This is a genomic window from Fundidesulfovibrio soli (assembly GCF_022808695.1).
Classification (GTDB): Bacteria; Desulfobacterota; Desulfovibrionia; order Desulfovibrionales; family Desulfovibrionaceae; genus Fundidesulfovibrio; species Fundidesulfovibrio soli.
This window is the reverse complement of record NZ_JAKZKW010000001.1, coordinates 70082-87550: the sequence shown is the minus strand read 5'-3', so window position 1 is coordinate 87550 and position 17469 is coordinate 70082. Positions and strand designations below refer to the sequence as shown.

Genomic DNA, 17469 nt, shown 5'->3' with positions numbered 1-17469 from the left:
GCGGCCTACGCGTAGCCGTTGGAGCGCATCCAGGCCAGCAGGGAGCGGCTCTTGTCCCTGCGCTGGGCCTTGAGCCCGGCCAGCAGGGCGTCCACGCCCGCCTCCATCTCAGCCAGGGAGCCGGAGTTATCCAGCACATGCGCGCACGCGGCCATCTTGCGCTCGCGCGGCCACTGCCAGGAGTCCACCAGGGCGATGTCCTCTTCATTCCAGCCCCGGCCAGCCAGCCGCTGGTGGCGCTGCTCGTCCGGAGTGTCCACGCCCACGGCCAGGTCCGCCTCGCCCTGAGCCAGCCAGCCGGATTCCAGCAGCATGGGAATCTCGGCGAAGGCGGCGCGCGCCCGGGCGTTTTCCGCCCAGAAGTCCTCCAGGCGGTGCCGGATGATTGGATAGAGGGCGTCCATCACCTCGCGGCGCAGCCCGTCGGAGGCACGCATGGCAGCCATCAGGGCCTTCTTGTCCACGGGCTTGGCGGGGTCCGGCACGAAACGCTCGCCGTAGCGGGCGCGCAGCAGGTGCCAGCCGTCTGCGCCGGGCTGGTACAGCTCGGCCACGCAGCGGTCCGCGCTCCAGACGGGCAGCCCGCGCCGGGCCAGGGCCTTGAGCGCCTCGCTTTTGCCGCCGCCGGGCAGACCCACGATGGCCACGCGCTGCACGGAGCGCGCGAGGTACAGGGGGATGCGCCAGAAATCCTTGGGCGTCGGGCAGGTGAAGTCCAGCCGCTCCCCGGTCACCGGGTGGTCGAAGGCCAGCTTCCAGGCGTGGAGCATCTGTCGGGCGGCGAGCTTGCCCAGCAGCCTGTCGGCCCGGGCCGCCTGCTTGCTGGGGGATGCGCCGTAGAGGGCGTCGCCCAGCAGGGGATGCCCTATGTGGGACATATGCACCCTGATCTGATGGGTGCGCCCCGTACTTATGGAGACCTCAGCCAGGCTCGCGCGGCCCTTGCCGTCGGCCCAGACGCGGCGGTAGGCGCTGTGGGCCTCGCGCCCGCCCTTGACCACGCCCATGCGCGACTTGTGCGAGGGGTCGCGCCAGATGGGCGCGTCGATCTCGGCCTGCTCCTTGGCGGGGTCGCCGCAGAGCAGCGCCAGATAGGTCTTGTTCACCTCGCGGTTGGCGAAGGCCTCCGAGAGTTTGAGGCGCACGGGTTCGTTCAGGGCCACGGCCAGCAGGCCGGAGGTGTCCTTGTCGATGCGGTGCACGATGCCGGGGCGCTGCCCCTCGATGGAGGCCAGCTCCGGGAAGTGGTGCAGCAGGCGGTTGACCAGCGTGCCCTCGGGACAGCTGGGGGCCGGGTGCACGGTGAGCCCGGCGGGTTTGTTCAGCACGATGAGCTGTTCGTCGCGGTAGACCAGGGAGATGTCGCTGCTCTCGGCCGCCGGGGAGTCCTCCAGGGCGGGGGCGGCCAGCTCCAGAGCTTCGCCGCCGCGCAGCTTGCGGGAGGCCTTGCTCTCCACAGCGCCGTCAACCGTGGCCAGGCCAGCGGCGATCCACTTCTGGATCTTGGCGCGGGTGACGCTCTGCTCCGCCAGTTGCTCGGCCCAGCACTGGTCGAGCCTGCCGGGCCCAGGGGCCGTATGGCGCAGGATGGAGCCGCTCATGCGCGCCCCTCCCGGCCGGAAAGAGTGGGATGGACGTCGGACGGCTCAGTTGCGGGAATGGATGCGGTAAATACCATCCACATGGGATGCCTGGAATCTCCCGCCGGGTCAACGCCGCGACGCCGCCCCCCCGGATGACAAGGGGCCTGCCCTGGGATATCCACTGACGACAATCACCTCACGCCCTTCAACCACGCGAGGCCCCCATGCTCTGCGCCATTGCCAAGAATTCCGAAGTCGCCCTCGCCCGGCGCAAACGCCCCGCCCCGGCCCAGGGCGAAGCCCTGGTGCGCGTCCTGCTGGCGGGCATCTGCAACACGGACCTGGAAATCATCAAGGGATACATGAGCTTTTCCGGCATCCTCGGGCACGAGTTCGTGGGCGTGGTGGAGGCGGCCCCGGGATACCCGGACATGGTGGGCAAGCGCGTGGTGGCGGACATCAACATCGCCCCCGGCCCCGGCGACCACCGCCACGCCCCGGAGCGGGTGACGCTGGGCATTCACGGCAAGGACGGCGCCTTCGCCGAATACCTGACCGTGCCCATTGCCAACTGCGTGGCGGTGCCCGGGGAGCTTTCCGACGAGCAGGCCGTGTTCGCGGAGCCCCTGGCCGCCGCCATCGAGGTGGGGCAGCAGGTGCACATCACGGCGGCGCACAGGGTCTGCGTGTTGGGGGACGGGAAGCTGGGGCTGCTGGCGGCCATGAGCCTGCGCCACCTCTGCCCGGAGCTTGTGCTGGCGGGGAGGCACACGGACAAGCTGGCCATCGCGCATCGTTACGGGGTGCGCACCGCCCTGCAAGGCAGCGTGCGCGGCCCCTTCGACATCGTGGTGGAGGCCACCGGAAGGCCCCACGACGTGGAGGCCGCGCTGGATCTGGTGCGCCCCGAGGGCACGGTGGTGCTCAAGTCCACCCTGGAGGCCCCCGCGCCCATCGACTTGACCCGCATCGTGGTGAACGAAATCACCCTGGTGGGCTCGCGCTGCGGCAGCCCGGCCCTGGCCATCGACCACATGCTGCGCGGGCTGGTGGACCCTACGGGCCTCATCGAGGCCGTCTATCCCCTTGAGCGCGTGCAGGATGCCTTCGAGCGGGCATCACGTCCCGGGGCGCGCAAGATCCTGCTCCATGTGAGCCAGTAGGGTCACGCCGTTAATTATGTTGCCGCTTCTGGTGGGCGAGGGATGCACGGTGAACGACAGCACCTCCCCGCCCGCCCCGCGCACCAGCTCCCGCAGTTCCGCTTCGGTGGCGTGCCGGGCCACATAGAGCACCCTGCCGCCCTCCTCCACGGGAAATGCGCCGGAAGGCAGGCCCATCGCCGCGCCCCGCTGGTAGCGGGCCTCATAGAGCGGCAGTTCGGGCGTCATCATGAAATCCTGCACAGCCACAATGCCCCGGCCTTGGCCCTGACTTTGGCCCCGGCTCACACGCAGCGCCTCGGCCATGCAGGCCAGGCGTCTGGCGTCCTCGGGCAGCACGGTGAGCACGGCCCGCAGGATGACCACATCGAAGGCCCCGTCCGCGAAGGGCAGCGCCAGGCAGTCGCCCTGCGCCACGCTGAATCGCGCAACCGCGCGCTTCAGGCTCGGAAGGTTGAGGTCCAGCCCGACATAGTCCGCCCCGGCCGAGCGCACCTCCTCCCCGGCTCCGGCCTCTCCGCAGCCCACGTCCAGCACGCGCATGCCGGGCCGGATGCGCTGAAGCACGGCCGGGTGCAGCGTGAGGCTGGTGGGCACGCTCGGAACGTCGCGCCAGCCCATCTCAGTCCCCGCGCCCCTGGGGAACGCCCCCTGCTGGGCGCATGAGCAGCACCGGCACCGCGCCCAGCACGATGAGCCCGGCCACGATCAGGAAGCCCTCGGTGAAGCCGCCCGTATTGGCCTTGATCCAGCCCATGACGTAAGGCCCCAAGAACCCGCCCAGGTTGCCCATGGAGTTGATGAGCGCGATGCCCGCCGCGGCGGCCGCGCCAGTCATATAAGATGTAGCCAGCCCCCAGAAGGGGCCGAGCATCCCCCAGATGCCCATGGCCGCCAGGCTGGCCCCGGTGAGCACCGCGGGCAGGGAGGCGGCCTTGGTCAGCGTGAGCATCCCCGACAGGCACAGGCAGAAGGAGCCGGTCAGGTGCCAGCGGCGTTCATGGAAGCGGTCGGAGCTGGCCCCGATGGCCACCATGCCCACGCAGGCGAAGCCGTAGGCCACCATGACGTCCAGGCCCACGCTGAAGGCGTCGCCGCCGGTGATGGCCCCCACGATCTGCGGCAGCCACATCACCAGGGCGTACATGGCCAGCACGGAGCAGAAGTACACGAAGCCCAGCAGCCAGACGCGCGGGCTGGTCAGCCCCTGGCGCAGGCCGCTCAGGTGGCTGGCGGCAACGGCCGCCCGCTCGGCGTTCAGCTGTGCCTCCAGGGCGTCGCGCTCATCCGGCTCGAGCCAGGCCGCCTGGGCCGGGGAATCCGGCAGCAGCAGCCAGACCAGCACCCCGAGCACCACGGCGGGCAGCCCCTCCAGGATGAACAGCCAGCGCCAGCCCGCCAGCCCCATCATGCCGTGCATCTGCATGATCCAGCCGGACACGGGGCTGCCGATGAGCCCGGCCACGGGGGTCGCGGTCATGAACAGGGCCACGGCCCTTGCCCGTACGCCTGTGGGAAACCAATAGGTGAGGTAAAGGATGATCCCGGGGAAGAAGCCCGCCTCGGCCGCGCCCAGCAGGAAGCGCAGGGTCATGAAGCTCTTGGGCTCCCAGACCGTGGCCAGGGCCACGGTGGCCAGGCCCCAGCTGACCATGATCCGGGCGATCCAGCGCCGGGCCCCCACCTTGTTCAGGATCAGGTTGCTCGGAATCTCGAAGAGCACGTAGCCCAGGAAGAAGATCCCCGCGCCCAGGCCGTAGGCTTCGCTGCCCAGCCCGATGTCCTGGTTCATGGCCAGGGCCGCGAAGCTGACGTTGATGCGGTCCAGGTAGGCGATGATATAGAGGATGAACAGGCCGGGCAGCAGCCGGCGGGAGGCCTTGGCCAGGGCCGAGCTCACCAGGGGGGGGTATTGGCCGGAACTTGGCGGGGTGTGCGTCATGGGGTCCGTCTGTGTCGCAGGATGAGGGATGCGCCAAGGCTGTCCGCCGTCGCGCTGAAGCCCCCTAACACGCTCGCCGCCTCTCGACAAACCCCCCTCCATCATCTATCTACGCGCCAACGACGCCATCAGGAGCCCCAATGCCCTGTCCATCGCTCACGTATCAGCGTCCCGAGGATTTCGCCCCCCTGTTCAAGAAACTCAAGGCCCGGGAGAACCCCGACCAGGCCGTGGAGTCCAGGGTTCGCGCCATTCTCGAGGACGTCGCCTCCCGGGGTGACGAAGCCCTCGCGGAGTATACAAGACGTTTCGACTGCCCGTCCTTCACGGCGGACATGCTGCCCGTTCCCGCCCAGGACATCGCCGACGCCCTGGCCCAGATTCCCGCCGACGACCGCGCCATCATAGAGGAGGCCATCGGCAACATCCGCAGCTTCCACGAGTCCCAGAAGGAGAAATCCTGGTGGACCACCCGGGAGGACGGCACCATCCTGGGCCAGATGGTGCGCCCTGTTGACTCCGTGGGCTTGTACGTGCCCGGTGGCCAGGGCGGAGAGACTCCGCTGATCTCCTCGCTGCTGATGAACGCCATCCCCGCCCAGGTTGCGGGCGTGGAGCGCATCGTGGCCGTATCCCCGCCGCGCGCGGACGGCACGCTCAATCCCTACATCCTGGCCGCCGCCGCCCTGCTCGGCATCACGGAAATCTACCGCACCGGCAGCGCCTGGTCCATCGCGGCCATGGCCCTGGGCACCGCGACCATCGCCCCGGTGGACGTGCTGGCCGGGCCCGGAAACATCTACGTCACCACGGCCAAGCGGCTGCTGGTGGGCCAGGTGGGCATCGACATGATCGCCGGGCCTTCCGAGATCGTCATCCTGGCGGACAAGACCGCCCCGGCCTCCTGGCTGGCGGCGGACATGCTCTCGCAGGCCGAGCACGACCCCCTGGCCGCCTCCATCCTGGTCACGGACAACTGCGACCTGGCCGAGGCCGTGAAGAAAGAGCTCGTGCGCCAGCTGGAAATCCTGCCGCGCGGCGAGATCGCCCGCAAGGCTTTGGCCGACTGGGGCTCCGTGGTCGTCGTTCCCGACATGGCCGCGGGCGTGGAGGCCGTGAACCTGCTGGCTCCCGAACACCTGGAGCTGGCCGTGGCCGACCCCTGGGCCCTGCTGGGCGACATCCGCCACGCCGGGGCCATCTTCATGGGCACCGCCTGCCCCGAACCCGTAGGCGACTATTTCGCCGGCCCCAACCACGTGCTGCCCACGCTGGGCACGGCGCGTTTCTCCTCGGCGTTGTCCGTGGAGACGTTCACCAAGAAGTCGAGCGTCATCGCCGCCCCCGCCGCCTACACCCGCAGGCACGGGGCCAAGATAGCGCGCCTGGCGCGGCTGGAGGGCCTTGAGGCCCACGCCCGCTCGGTCGAGTGCCGCAACGAATAATCCCCCGGAGGCTCCCATGCGCGTGGCTACCACCACCGACATCAAGCAATACCCGCTGGTTTCGCGGGGCAAAGTGCGCGACATCTACCAGGTCGCTGACGACGTGCTGCTCATCGTCACCACCGACCGCATCTCCGCGTTCGACGTCATCCTGCCGGACCCCGTTCCGTACAAGGGCGTCATCCTGAACAAGATCACCATCTTCTGGATGGAGAAGTTCAAACACCTGGTGAAGAACCACCTGCTGGCCACCGAGCCCGCCGACTTCCCCGCGCCCCTCAAGGAGCACGCCGACCTGCTGGAAGGCCGCGCCGTGCTGGTGCGCAAGGCCAAGCCCCTGCCCATCGAGTGCATCGTGCGCGGCTACATCACCGGCTCCGGCCTGAAGGACTACAAGGCCACCGGCATGGTCTGCGGCCACAAGCTGCCCGCCGGGCTGGTCGAATCCGACAAGCTGGAGACCCCGCTGTTCACGCCCTCCACCAAGGCGGAACTGGGCCAGCACGATGAGAACATCACCCTGGACAAGGCCAAGGAGATGATCGGGCTGGACCTCTTCGCCAAAGTGCAGGACACAGCCCTCTCCATCTACTCCCAGGCCCGCGAATACGCGGCCGGGCGGGGCATCCTCATCGCGGACACCAAGTTCGAGTTCGGCATGATCGGCGATGAGCTCATCCTCATCGACGAGGTGCTCACCCCCGACTCCTCCCGCTTCTGGCCCGCCGCCGGGTACGCGCCGGGCAAGGTCCAGCCCAGCTACGACAAGCAGTACGTGCGCGACTGGCTGGAGTCGGTCGGCTTCAATAAGCAGCCCCCGGCCCCGCACATGCCCGCCGAAGTGGCCGAGCGCACCCGCAGCAAGTACCTGGAGGCATACCGGGAACTTACGGGTCAATCCCTGGCGCTGTAGGCCCCGGCCTGCCGCTGTCGTTGACGCAACGGCCAGTATGGCTTAATTTGTCGAAATTTCGCGCAATGCCCAACCTTCTTCAGCACGAACCGAGAGGTCAGGATATATCTATGGATACCCTCCGTACCCTGCCGGGCGACGACGTCCGTCAGATCATGTGGCGCTTCACCGACCGCTACGACATCCAGATGGTTGTCCAATCCGCCAGATCACTGGCCCGCGGCCTTGTGGCCCGGCTCGTGGCGGAAGGCGCGCGCAAGACCCATGAGTGGACCGACCACAAGGCCCAGCTGCTGGAGGCCTTCGACACCTCCGGCCTGACCGCCCTGTTCATGGACCCCCACCAGGGCGGCTTCATCGACGGCCCCAAGAACCTGGCCCTGGCCCTGGTCGCCTTCGAGCTGGCCTGGGTCGACGCCGGCGCCGCCACCTGCTCCCTGGCCACCAACCTGGCCCTGGCCCCCATCCACGAGCGCGGCACCACCGAGCAGCGCGACGAGTACATGGGCCGCTGCGTGCCGCCCCTGCCCGGCGAGGACCGCGCCCCCTTCCGCGGCGCGTTCGCCCTCACCGAGCCCCTGCCCTACGTGGGCGTGGAGACCAACACCCTGGTCGGCAAGCTGCGCGTTGCCAAGTGGGAGGAAGGCGAGGAGCCCATCCTCCAGGTGGACAAGCGCGGCCGCTTCATCACGGGCATGGACTTCGCCAATTTCGCCACCTGCGCCGTGGACACCGATGACCCGCGCATCAAGTCCTCCTGCATCGTCATCGTCGAGGACACCGACCCCGGCCTGTTCGACCGCGGCGCGCCCACCCTCAAGATGGTGCACCAGCTCTCCTCCACGCGTGACCCGGTCTTCAACCTGCAGGTGCCCGCCAGCCGCATCGTGGGCGGCTACACCGTGAAGGACGGCGTGATCGTCCCCAACTTCACCCACTCGGAGATCATCGGCGCGGTGTTCCACCGCACCCGCGTGCCCGTGGCCCTGATGACCACGGCCAAGCTGCTCTCCGCCGTGGAGCCCGTGATCCGCTACCAACGCCAGCGCTTCCGCGGCGGCGACGCCTCCGAACCCGGCACGTCCAAGTACGAGCTGGGCCTCCAGGCCAAGCCCGACTCGGTGCTGCGCCTGGTGGACATCTGGGCCGCGGGGGAGGCCGGAGCCTCCCTGGGCTTCGCCACCGCCCGCCTCTTCGACCAGCTCGACCCCACCGAGAAGGAGAAGGACAGGGTCTTCGCCGAACGCGGCGTCTGCGGCGCCAAGTCGCAGCTTACCGCCCTGCGCAAGGTCGAGAAGCAGGCCATCGAATACCTGCAGATGGAGGCCGCCCCCACTCGCGACGAAGCCCGCTTCGCCGAACTGGGCCAGGACACCCTGGTGCGCTTCGCCCTGCTCGAATCCCTGGCCAACATCCTCTGCCCGGCCTGCAAGCTCTGGAACACCGGCAACGGCGCCAACGTGATGCGCGAGGCCTTGGCCCTCATGGGCGGCTACGGCATCACCGAGGACTGCCCCGGCTTCCTCTTCTACAAGTGGACCGACGCCCAGCTCGAAGCCACCTACGAGGGCCCCGAGGCCGTGCAGCGCCGCCAGCTCTCCATCACCATGACCAACGAGGTCTTCCTGGCCCGGCTGCGCATCATCATCGACCAGTTCATGGCCCTGGGCGAGTCCAAGCCCGAGACCGGCGCGGCCGTGGTGGCCAAGGGGTTGGCCCTCTGGCTCTGGACCATCGAATTCCTGCACCGCGCCAAGGATCCTTCCGGCGCGCGCCTCTACCACAACCGCCGCCAGAACGTGACCTTCCCCATGGCCGACGCCCTGTGCTGGCTCATGGCCTCCTACTGCCAGATCGGCGACGTCATGGAGCTGGCCGAGAAGGGCCCCGAGAACGCCGTCGTCGCCGAGGGCCTGGAGGGCACGCTGGGCTTCTTCACCGACCTGTCCCTGGTCCAGGCCGCCCGCGCCGCGGGCGAGGCATCGCGCGTCTGCGCCAGCATGGTCTACGGCTTCGGCCCCCAGGCCGCCGAGGAGCTCGACGCCTTCGACGCCCTGCGCTCCCAGCTCGACCGCAGCATGGCGGGCGCCGCCCTGGCCAAGGACCGCGCGGCCCAGGCGCTGACCCAGGTGATGATTCCCGAAGCCCTGGATTACCCGCTCTAGGCCGGAGGCGCAGTACACATGTCCGAAATCGAACGCCAGAGCATGGAGCTCGACATCGTCTGCGTGGGTTTCGGCCCGGCCATGGCCGGGTTCCTGACCACGCTGACGCGCGGCCTCGCGGATGAAAACGGCGCTCCCCTGCTGGAGAGCGCCGTCATGCCCGGAATGCCGCCCCAGGTGATCTGCTACGAGCGCGCCGACGACATCGGCTTCGGCGTCTCCGGCGTGGTCAGCAAGGCGCGGGGCATCAAGGAGTCCTTCCCGGACTTCGACCCCGCCCAGGTGCCCATGTGCGCCCCCGTCGCCCACGAGACCGTGGCCTACCTGCTGGACCCGCACGGGGCCAGCCGCCGCCAGGAGCTGCTCGGCTTCGCGGACAAGGCCCTGGGTTTCGCCGGGAAATACACCTCCTGCTGCCGCGACCACGCCTACGAGCTGCCCTACATCCCGCCCTTCCTCTGCAAGGAGCCGGGCTACGTGTTCTCCATCGGCCAGTTCAACCAGTGGGCCGGCTCCCAGGTGATGGGCTCCGGCCTGGCCCAGATCTGGCCCTCCATGCCCGTGGCCCGGGTCATCATGGAGGAAGGCAAGGTCGTGGGCGTTCGCCTGGCCGACCAAGGCGTGGACAAGAAGGGCAACCCCGACGCCTGCTTCATGCCCGGCATGGACATCCGCGCCGCCCTGACCGTCATCGGAGACGGACCCGTGGGCCCCGTGGGACGCAACCTGGACGAGATACTGGGCCTGCCCGAGGGCAACTCCCAGCGCGACTGGGCCCTGGGCATGAAGATGGTGGTGGACCTCCCCGAGGACTGCGACCTGCCCGAAGGCTACGTGCTGCACACCTTCGGCTACCCCGAACCCGACATTTTCGGCTTCATGTACGTGCTGCCGGACCGCGTGGCCTCCCTGGGCATCTTCGTGCCCTCCTGGCTGGATACCCCTGTCCGCACCGGCTACCGCTATCTGCAGCACTGGATGACGCACCCCTACCTCTGGAAGCACCTCAAGGGCGGCAAGATGCGCTCCTGGGGGGCCAAGTCGCTGCTCGAATCCGGGCGCAGGGGCGAACCCCACCTGGTGGGCGACGGCTTCGCGCGCATCGGCGAGGGCTCCGGCTCCACCAACGTGCTCACCGGCTCGGGCGTGGACGAGGCCTGGACCACCGGCGTCATGCTGGCCGAGGGCGTTCTCAAGCTCATGAAGAAGAACCAGCCCTTCACCAAGTACAACCTGGAGCGCGCCTACGTGAAGCGCCGCAGGGAGTCGGAGCTGGAGGCCGAGGCCAAGATCGCCGAGAAGGCCCGCGACGGCTTCGGCAAGGGCTTCATCCAGGGGCTCACCGGCATGGCCCTCTCCGGCTTCACCAAGGGCAAACTGAACATGCCCGGCGACCACCGCGACCCCAACCAGCGCGTGCCCTCCATCGAAGAGTATTACTCCGGGCTGCTCAGCGCCCAGGAGATCGAGGCCATCCGCGAGGAATGCGCGGCCAAGGGCGAGCCGCTGCACGACGCGCTCATGGACCGCGTGGGCTGGCCTTCCATTGAGTACGACGGCCAGCTGCTCGTCTCCCACCAGGACGCCCTGCTCATGGGCGGCAAGGTGCAGGCCCCCGGCGGCTACGCCGACCACGTGGTCTTCGCGGACCCGAACGTCTGCCTCAAGTGCCGCGAGCGCATCTGCATCGACATGTGCTCCGGCCAGGCCATCGCGCCCGACCCCGAGGGCGGCGCGCCCCTGTTCGACCGGGAGAAGTGCGTCCACTGCGGCGCCTGCGTCTGGAACTGCTCCAAGCCCCACCCCACCGAGCCCGGCAGGACCAACGTGGAATTCAAGGCCGGCGCGGGCGGTTTGCATTCCGTCGAGAACTGATCTTTCCGCAGGGCGTTCCCCCCTGGATATTGAAGGAGATTCTATGAGTGCAGGATATCATATCGTTGTTTGCGGCGGCATCGTCCCCGACCCGCTGCAGACCCTGGAGCCCGTGCAGGGCCCCGCGGGCTGGGGCCTGAAGAACGAGCTGATGCTCCCCGCCATCCTGGACCCCTGGGCCGGGCACGCCCTGTTCGAGGCCGCCAATCTGGCCAAGAACGTGCCGGGCAGCAAGGTCTGGCTGGTGAGCATGGGCCCCAAGGCCAAGCTCCAGCAGGTCATGATGACCATCGCCCAGAAGGTCCCCTTCGAGCTGGTGGTGCTGGACGGCCCCGCCAGCGGCTTCGCCGACGCCCATGAGACGGGCGCGGCCCTGGCCGAGGCCATCGCCGCCATTCCGGGGCTGGACACCTCCAAGCTGCTGGTGTTCGGCGGCTGGCAGTCCGCTTCGCGCGGCGCCGGTGCCACCATGCAGGTGATCGGCGAGAAGCTGGGCATCTTCGAGCAGTTCCAGGGCGTGGACAAGCTGGAGGTCCTGGCTGACGGCGCGCTGCGTGTGCTGGAGCGCGTGGAGGGCGGCAGCTACCAGGATTCGGTCGTCTCCGGCGCGCCCGCCGTGTTCGGCTGGGCCACCGGCGAGCTGCCCGAGCCCCCCAACAACCCCCAGGTTGGCATGCAGAACATGCGCCTGGTGATGCCCGCGCTGCAGAAGGCCAAGCCCGTGAAGCTCGAGAAGGGCCCCGAATACTCCGGCGTGCAGATCCCCAGCCAGAAGCGCGAGACCCGCGTGGTCAAGGACGCCCCGGTGGATCAGATCGCCAAGGAGATCGTGGACTGGCTGAGCGCCTAGGCCGCCGCCCGGGGCACCGCTCCGGGACGACCCGATAAATTTCCAGCGACGGCGAGGGGGCGGCAGGTCCGCCCGGAGCCGGAGGCAGATATGGACAAGATTCTCTTCGTAGCCCAGACCGAGTGTGACGGTTCGCTCTCCAAGGCTTCCCTGGAAGCCCTGACGGCGGCCAAAACCCTGGCCGAGCAGCTCGGCGCGCCCCTGGCCGTGGGCCTCGTGGGCGAGGCCGTGCAGGCCGCGGCCGACTCCCTGGCCGGATGCGGCGCGGAAGCCATCTACGGCGTAGCCGGGCCGGACTTCGCCCAGCCCCGCTACGCCACGGACGCCGCCGCCCTGGCCGCCCTGTTCGGGGCCTCCGGCGCGGGCATCGTCATCGGCGCGGCCACCCCGCGCATGAGCCGGGTGCTGCCCGGCGCGGCCGCCCGCGTGGGCGGCGTCTCCGACACCTCCGTCACGGCCCTGGCCGCCAACGGCGGCAAACCCGTGGTCACCCGCTGGTACTACCGCCAGCGCATGTACGCCGAGCTGACCCGCAAGGAGCGCCCCTGGTTCGTGAGCGTCTCCGGCGGCTGCTTCACCGCTTATGCGGGAGCGGCCGGTTCAGCCAGTGTGACCGCCGTGCCCGCCGAAATTCCCGGCGGCGTGCGCACCCAGGTCAAGGGCATGATCTGCCCCTCCGCCGAGGAGCAGACCATCCGCCCCGACGCCGCCCTGCTCTTCGTGGCGGGCGCTGGCTGGACCAAGAAGCAGGCCGACGGCGCGGCCCACGCCTCCGAGGCCGAGGAGATCATCCTGAGCTTCCTGAACAAGACCCAGGGGTCGCTCGGCACCTCCAAGTCCCTGGTGGACCTCTCCGGCGAGGGCCAGCAGGTGCTGTCCTTCCTGTCGCACATGCACCAGGTCGGCCAGACCGGCTCCACCCCGCGCCACCCCAAGGGCCTGGCCACCTGCTGCCACGGCGAGGAGCCCCACGTGGTGGGCTGGCGCTTCATCGGCGAACGCCGGGCCGTCAACCTGGACCCCAACTGCGGCTGGGCCCAGGGCAAGGCGGACGTGCTCTACGTGGCCGACGCCTTCGAGGTGATGCGCAAGGTTCTGGCGCTGCTGCCCTAGCCTGCCAGGCATTGTTTCTGTGTATTGTGATCCCCCGCCCATGCCGGGCGGGGGATTTTGTTTGCCAACCCGACACCGGAGAGATTCCCGCCGACCCATCGCCCCGCGCTCAAGACTTGCCTGCCTTTGCGACGTGACTATTTTTCAAGGAAAAATCAGGTCCCCTGGATGGACGCGCTTGCCGCGCGCCGTGTCGCATGTTGCGTGTGCCGTTCGGATGCGGTTCGCGGGTTGAGGGCGTTCGGGCGGCTTCGGGCGCTTGAAGGGGATGATTTCACTCCAGAGGACAGGCTGACCAAGCCGCTGGAACATTCGGGATCAGGTGCCTCCGGCGGCCAAGGGGCTTCGCCCCTTGGAACCCCATGCGGGGGGATGTTCTGGGGTTTGAGTCTCTCCAGTGCGCCGCAGTTCACGGCGGCGATCATGAGACAAGATTACCGTAACCGTCGCGAAGCGGTATGGGAGTCCAGAAGGACCAAGTCCCTTTGGCGGGCCAAATTCGGGAGTTTCTCGATAGGGCGGAGACCTCTTGGGCCGCCGGCGGCCCTCCCCCTCCAATAACCGCAACGATCAACAAGCTGACAATCATCGCGCCGCGCAACCGGCGCTCAAGGAGACGACAATGCTGCTTCAAGGCAAGAAAGCCCTCATATTCGGCGTGGCAAACGACCGCTCCATCGCCTACGGCGTGGCCAAGGCCTTCAAGGAACAGGGGGCCAGACTGGCCTTCGGCTACCCCGGCGAGGCCATCCGCAAGCGCGTGGAGCCCATCAGCGAGGAACTGGGCGGTGAATTCACCTTCCAGTGCGACGTGACCAGCGACGCGGACATCGCCGCCTCCGCCGCGACCGTGGCTGAGAAATGGGGCGGTGTGGACATCCTGGTGCACTCCGTGGCCTACGCCCGCCAGGAGGACCTCAGGGGCCGCTTCATGGACGTGACCCGCGAGGGCTTCGCCCTGGCCCTGGACGTCTCGGCCTACTCGCTGGTGGGCCTGTGCAAGGGCTTCGACGGGCTGCTCGCCGACGGTGGCTCGGTCATGACCATGAGCTACCTGGGCGCGGAGAAGGTCGTTCCCTCCTACAACGTGATGGGCGTGGCCAAGGCCGCCCTGGAGTGCAGCGTGCGCTACCTGGCCGCCGACCTTGGCCCGCGCGGCATCCGCGTGAACTCCCTGAGCGCCGGGCCGCTCAAGACCCTGGCCGCATCCGGCATCACCGGCTTCAAGGGCTTCCTGCCCGTGGTGGAGGAGCGCGCCCCGCTCAAGCGCAACATCACCCTGGAGGACGTCGCGGGCACGGCGGTCTACCTGGCCTCCGCGCTCTCCAGCGGCGTCACCGGAAAGGTCATCCACGTGGACTCCGGCTTCAGCATCATGGGAATTTAGGAGAGCAGCTAAAAAGTGCTTGCCAAGAAGCCAGGATACTTATAATACCTCGCTTCTCGCGGAGAGGTGCCCGAGCTGGCCGAAGGGGCACGACTGGAAATCGTGTGTACTGGCAAAACCGGTACCGAGAGTTCGAATCTCTCCCTCTCCGCCATTTTTCCAAGGAAGCCAGGCGGCGGAAACGCCGCCAACCCCGCCAGGTCCGAAAGGGAGCAACGGTAACGGTTGTTTTCGGGTGCCTGGTTTCCTTCAAAGGCGCGGCTGGTCCGCGCCTTTTTCATTTCCCCTTACTTCCTCCTGAAGATGCTTCTCGAGACCACCCCCACGGCCCGGCAGTAGCGCCAGTCGATCACCCCGCAGACCAGCGCCCCTGCGAGCGGCACGGCCTTGAGCAACACGGAGGCCCCCTGCTCCCCGCCCTGGGCCAGGATGCGCATCCCCACGTTGCCGCCTATGTCGGCCAGAACGCGCTCGGAGAGCTGCGCCGCCCCACGCTCCAGCAGCATGGTCGTGAAGCGCACGCCCAGGCTCTTGAGCACTTCCACGGCCTTGCGCCCGGCCAGGGAGAGCCCCACCATCACCCGCACGTCGCGCGAACGGATGTCGTGCCCGTAGACCAGGGCCACGGCGGCGGCAAGCCGGGCCTGGTAGGCGAAAGTGGCGTAGACGTTGAGGGGGATGGCCACCGGCAAGGTCAGCGGACCGCCGACGTTGGCAAGCGCGGTGCAGAAGGCGTTCTTGCGCGATTCGCGGCGGATGAGCGCCTCCACGCGGCTGTCGTTGTCGGGGAAGCTCTGGTCCCGCAGGTAGCGCACGGCCAGCTCCCATGAGGAATCAAGGGGCGGCAGGCCGTCCACGCCGCGATCCACCACGGAGTTGAATACCTGGTTCGCCTTGTCCAATAGGGTGCCCATCCCTGCCTCCTCCCGCCCCCACGCCAGGGGGCGGCTTCCCGACGACACTTGAGACGAGTCGGCATCGAGGGTAGCTGCCATTGAAGTCCCCATCAAGCCCTGTGAGGTTCCCTCGCGACCCTGATCCGGGAGGAGAACTTTTCGGGCCTGCTGCTTCTGGCAGGGCTGCCGGAGGCCGACGTGAGGGCCATTCGACTGAAAAACAGAGATAAAGTCGTGCTGCGCTATATCATGTGCGGCAGAGGCGTGCCCCTGGAAATCATGGAACGCATCGACGCCGCAATCCTGCGGCTGCACAGGGGGCGTTGAAGAGGGGGTTGCTCAGGCCGCGCTTAGAGGAAATCCGGGTCGATGCCCGCGCGGCCGTTGGCCGTCATCACCTTGAGGAAGCGCACTGTTTTCTCGTCCACGGGCACCACGGGGAAGCGCTGGTGGCAGGCGTCGCACTGGGCCATGGTGGGCTTGGTGGGCGCGATGAGCGGCACCTCCCGCACGCAGAACGGACACGGGTACAGGAACACGAGTTCCATGCCCGAGGGCTTCACCGGCGTCAGGGGCTTTTTCTTTTCGCTCATGCTCACTCCTCGATGAGGCTGCGGCCGGTCATGGCCTCGGGCTGCGCCAATCCCGCAAGCTGCAGGACGGTGGGGGCCAGGTCGGCCAGCTTTCCGTCGTGCAGTTTGGCCTCGCGCCGGGCGGGGTCCACCAGGATCACGGGCACGGCATTGAGGGTGTGGGCGGTCATCCTGCCGCCCTGGGGATCGATCATCTCCTCGGCGTTGCCGTGGTCCGCCGTGATGATCGCCCTGCCGCCGGAGGCCAGCACGGTCTCCACGATGCGGGCGACGCAGGCGTCCACGGCCTTGCAGGCGGCCACGGCTGCGTCCAGGATGCCCGTATGCCCCACCATGTCCAGGTTGGCCAGGTTGCAGACCACCAGGTCGTAGCCTTTGGCCCAGTTCTCCACGAAGGCGTCCGTGACTTCGAACACGCTCATCTGCGGCTTGAGGTCGTAAGTGGCCACCTCACGCGGGGAGGGAATCAGCACGCGGTCCTCCCCGGGGAAGGGTTCCTCCCTGCCGCCGTTGAGGAAGTAGGTCACGTGGGCGTATTTCTCTGTCTCGGCCAGGCGCAGCTGCTTAAGCCCCGCCTCGGAGTAGACCTGGCCCAGGGTGTGGGTCAGTTCCTCGGGGGCGTAGGCCACGGGCAGGCCGAATGAGGAGTCGTACTCCGTCATGGTGGCGAAGCCGGAGAGCGCGGGCCGCACGCCGCGCGCGAAACCCGTGAAATCTTCCTGGGTGAAGGCCTGGGTGATCTCCCGGGCGCGGTCGGAACGGAAATTGAAGAAGAACACTGCGTCGCCGTCCTGGATCAGGGCCAGGGGCTTGCCGTCCGGACCGCAAACCAGCCTGGGCTTGACGAACTCGTCGTTCTCCCCTGCGGCGTAAGCCTCGTTCAGGGCGGCCACCGGGTCGGCTACCAGCTGGCCCTTGCCCTCGGTGAGCGCCGCATAGGCCTCGGCCACGCGCTCCCAGCGCTTGTCGCGGTCCATGGCGTAGAAGCGCCCCGTGACAGAAGCCACCGCGCCGAAACCGATGCGCCCCATGGACTCGCCCAGGGCCTGGATGTAGCCCGCGCCGCTGCTGGGGGGCGTGTCGCGCCCGTCCATGAAGCAGTGCACGTAGGCCTGCTCGAGGCCGCAGTCTTTGAAAACCTCAAGTAACGCTTCAATATGCCGCTGGTGGCTGTGCACCCCGCCGTCGGACACGAGGCCCATCAGATGGAGCTTGCCGCCGCTGGCCTTCACCTTGGCGGCCAGCTCCTTGAGCACCGGGTTTCGGCGGATGGAGCCGTCCTCGATGGAGACGTCGATGCGGGTCATGTCCTGGTAGACCACGCGCCCGGCCCCGATGTTCATGTGCCCCACTTCGGAGTTGCCCATGAATCCGTCGGGCAGGCCCACTGCCCTGCCGCTGCAGGCAAGGCGCGCGGAGGGGTACTCCCGGGCCAGGCGTTCGAGGGTCTGGGGGCAGGCCTGCGTGACGGCGTTGCCCGGGCCGGCCGGGGCGATGCCCCAGCCGTCCAGGATGAGCAGAAGCGTCGGAGATTGTTTCATGCG

Annotated in this window: 15 protein-coding genes, 1 tRNA gene and 1 other RNA gene; 11 read left to right on the top strand and 6 right to left on the bottom strand. The window is 68.3% G+C overall.

Annotated elements, in window-relative coordinates:
* Nucleotides 1–5: 5 nt before the first annotated feature.
* Nucleotides 6–1601, bottom strand: coding sequence for a dephospho-CoA kinase (locus MLE18_RS00400; RefSeq protein ID WP_243366269.1), 1596 nt, complete (start codon nt 1599–1601; stop codon nt 6–8).
* Nucleotides 1602–1807: 206 nt separating this feature from the next.
* On the opposite strand from MLE18_RS00400, the gene MLE18_RS00395 reads away from it, so the two are divergent.
* Complete coding sequence (locus MLE18_RS00395) at nt 1808–2746, top strand: MDR/zinc-dependent alcohol dehydrogenase-like family protein (RefSeq protein WP_243366267.1); 939 nt, start codon at nt 1808–1810, stop codon at nt 2744–2746.
* Here MLE18_RS00395 and MLE18_RS00390 read toward each other — a convergent pair.
* Complete coding sequence (locus MLE18_RS00390) at nt 2702–3367, bottom strand: class I SAM-dependent methyltransferase (RefSeq protein ID WP_243366265.1); 666 nt, start codon at nt 3365–3367, stop codon at nt 2702–2704. The two genes, MLE18_RS00395 and MLE18_RS00390, sit on opposite strands and share 45 nt — an antisense overlap.
* A 1-nt stretch (nt 3368) precedes the next feature.
* Nucleotides 3369–4688, bottom strand: a complete 1320-nt coding sequence (locus MLE18_RS00385; RefSeq protein WP_243366263.1) for an MFS transporter — start codon at nt 4686–4688, stop codon at nt 3369–3371.
* A 140-nt stretch (nt 4689–4828) separates the two neighbouring features.
* Between MLE18_RS00385 and hisD the strand changes: the two genes are divergently transcribed.
* From hisD to ffs, 9 genes are all read left to right on the top strand, one after another.
* Complete coding sequence (gene hisD, locus MLE18_RS00380; RefSeq protein WP_243366261.1) at nt 4829–6133, top strand: histidinol dehydrogenase; 1305 nt, start codon at nt 4829–4831, stop codon at nt 6131–6133.
* 16 nt (nt 6134–6149) lie between these two features.
* On the top strand, nt 6150–7046 hold the full coding sequence (locus MLE18_RS00375) for a phosphoribosylaminoimidazolesuccinocarboxamide synthase (RefSeq protein WP_243366259.1): 897 nt from the start codon (nt 6150–6152) through the stop codon (nt 7044–7046).
* A gap of 110 nt (nt 7047–7156) precedes the next feature.
* Nucleotides 7157–9211: an acyl-CoA dehydrogenase family protein gene (locus tag MLE18_RS00370; protein WP_243366257.1), complete on the top strand. Its 2055-nt coding sequence runs from the start codon at nt 7157–7159 to the stop codon at nt 9209–9211.
* An 18-nt stretch (nt 9212–9229) separates the two neighbouring features.
* On the top strand, nt 9230–11086 hold the full coding sequence (locus tag MLE18_RS00365; RefSeq protein ID WP_243366255.1) for a 4Fe-4S ferredoxin: 1857 nt from the start codon (nt 9230–9232) through the stop codon (nt 11084–11086).
* A gap of 43 nt (nt 11087–11129) precedes the next feature.
* Nucleotides 11130–11936, top strand: coding sequence for an electron transfer flavoprotein subunit beta (locus MLE18_RS00360; RefSeq protein WP_243366253.1), 807 nt, complete (start codon nt 11130–11132; stop codon nt 11934–11936).
* Between the two features lie 90 nt (nt 11937–12026).
* Nucleotides 12027–13049, top strand: a complete 1023-nt coding sequence (locus tag MLE18_RS00355) for an electron transfer flavoprotein subunit alpha/FixB family protein (protein WP_243366251.1) — start codon at nt 12027–12029, stop codon at nt 13047–13049.
* Between the two features lie 622 nt (nt 13050–13671).
* On the top strand, nt 13672–14436 hold the full coding sequence (locus MLE18_RS00350; protein ID WP_243366249.1) for an enoyl-ACP reductase FabI: 765 nt from the start codon (nt 13672–13674) through the stop codon (nt 14434–14436).
* A gap of 60 nt (nt 14437–14496) precedes the next feature.
* A tRNA-Ser gene (locus MLE18_RS00345) sits at nt 14497–14590 on the top strand.
* Between the two features lie 5 nt (nt 14591–14595).
* An RNA gene (gene ffs, locus MLE18_RS00340) (signal recognition particle sRNA small type) lies at nt 14596–14691 on the top strand.
* Nucleotides 14692–14723: 32 nt separating this feature from the next.
* On the opposite strand, the gene MLE18_RS00335 is transcribed toward ffs, so the two are convergent.
* Nucleotides 14724–15350 (bottom strand): hypothetical protein, encoded by a 627-nt coding sequence (locus MLE18_RS00335; RefSeq protein WP_243366247.1) that lies wholly within the window; start codon nt 15348–15350, stop codon nt 14724–14726.
* 180 nt (nt 15351–15530) lie between these two features.
* On the opposite strand from MLE18_RS00335, the gene MLE18_RS17845 reads away from it, so the two are divergent.
* Entirely contained in the window at nt 15531–15659 is a 129-nt protein-coding gene (locus tag MLE18_RS17845; protein ID WP_272881413.1) for a hypothetical protein, read from the top strand.
* A 23-nt stretch (nt 15660–15682) separates the two neighbouring features.
* On the opposite strand, the gene MLE18_RS00330 is transcribed toward MLE18_RS17845, so the two are convergent.
* Together MLE18_RS00330 and gpmI are read right to left on the bottom strand one after the other, a co-directional pair.
* Complete coding sequence (locus tag MLE18_RS00330) at nt 15683–15925, bottom strand: hypothetical protein (RefSeq protein ID WP_243366243.1); 243 nt, start codon at nt 15923–15925, stop codon at nt 15683–15685.
* Nucleotides 15926–15927: 2 nt separating this feature from the next.
* Nucleotides 15928–17466, bottom strand: coding sequence for a 2,3-bisphosphoglycerate-independent phosphoglycerate mutase (gene gpmI, locus MLE18_RS00325; RefSeq protein ID WP_243366241.1), 1539 nt, complete (start codon nt 17464–17466; stop codon nt 15928–15930).
* Nucleotides 17467–17469 lie beyond the last annotated feature (3 nt).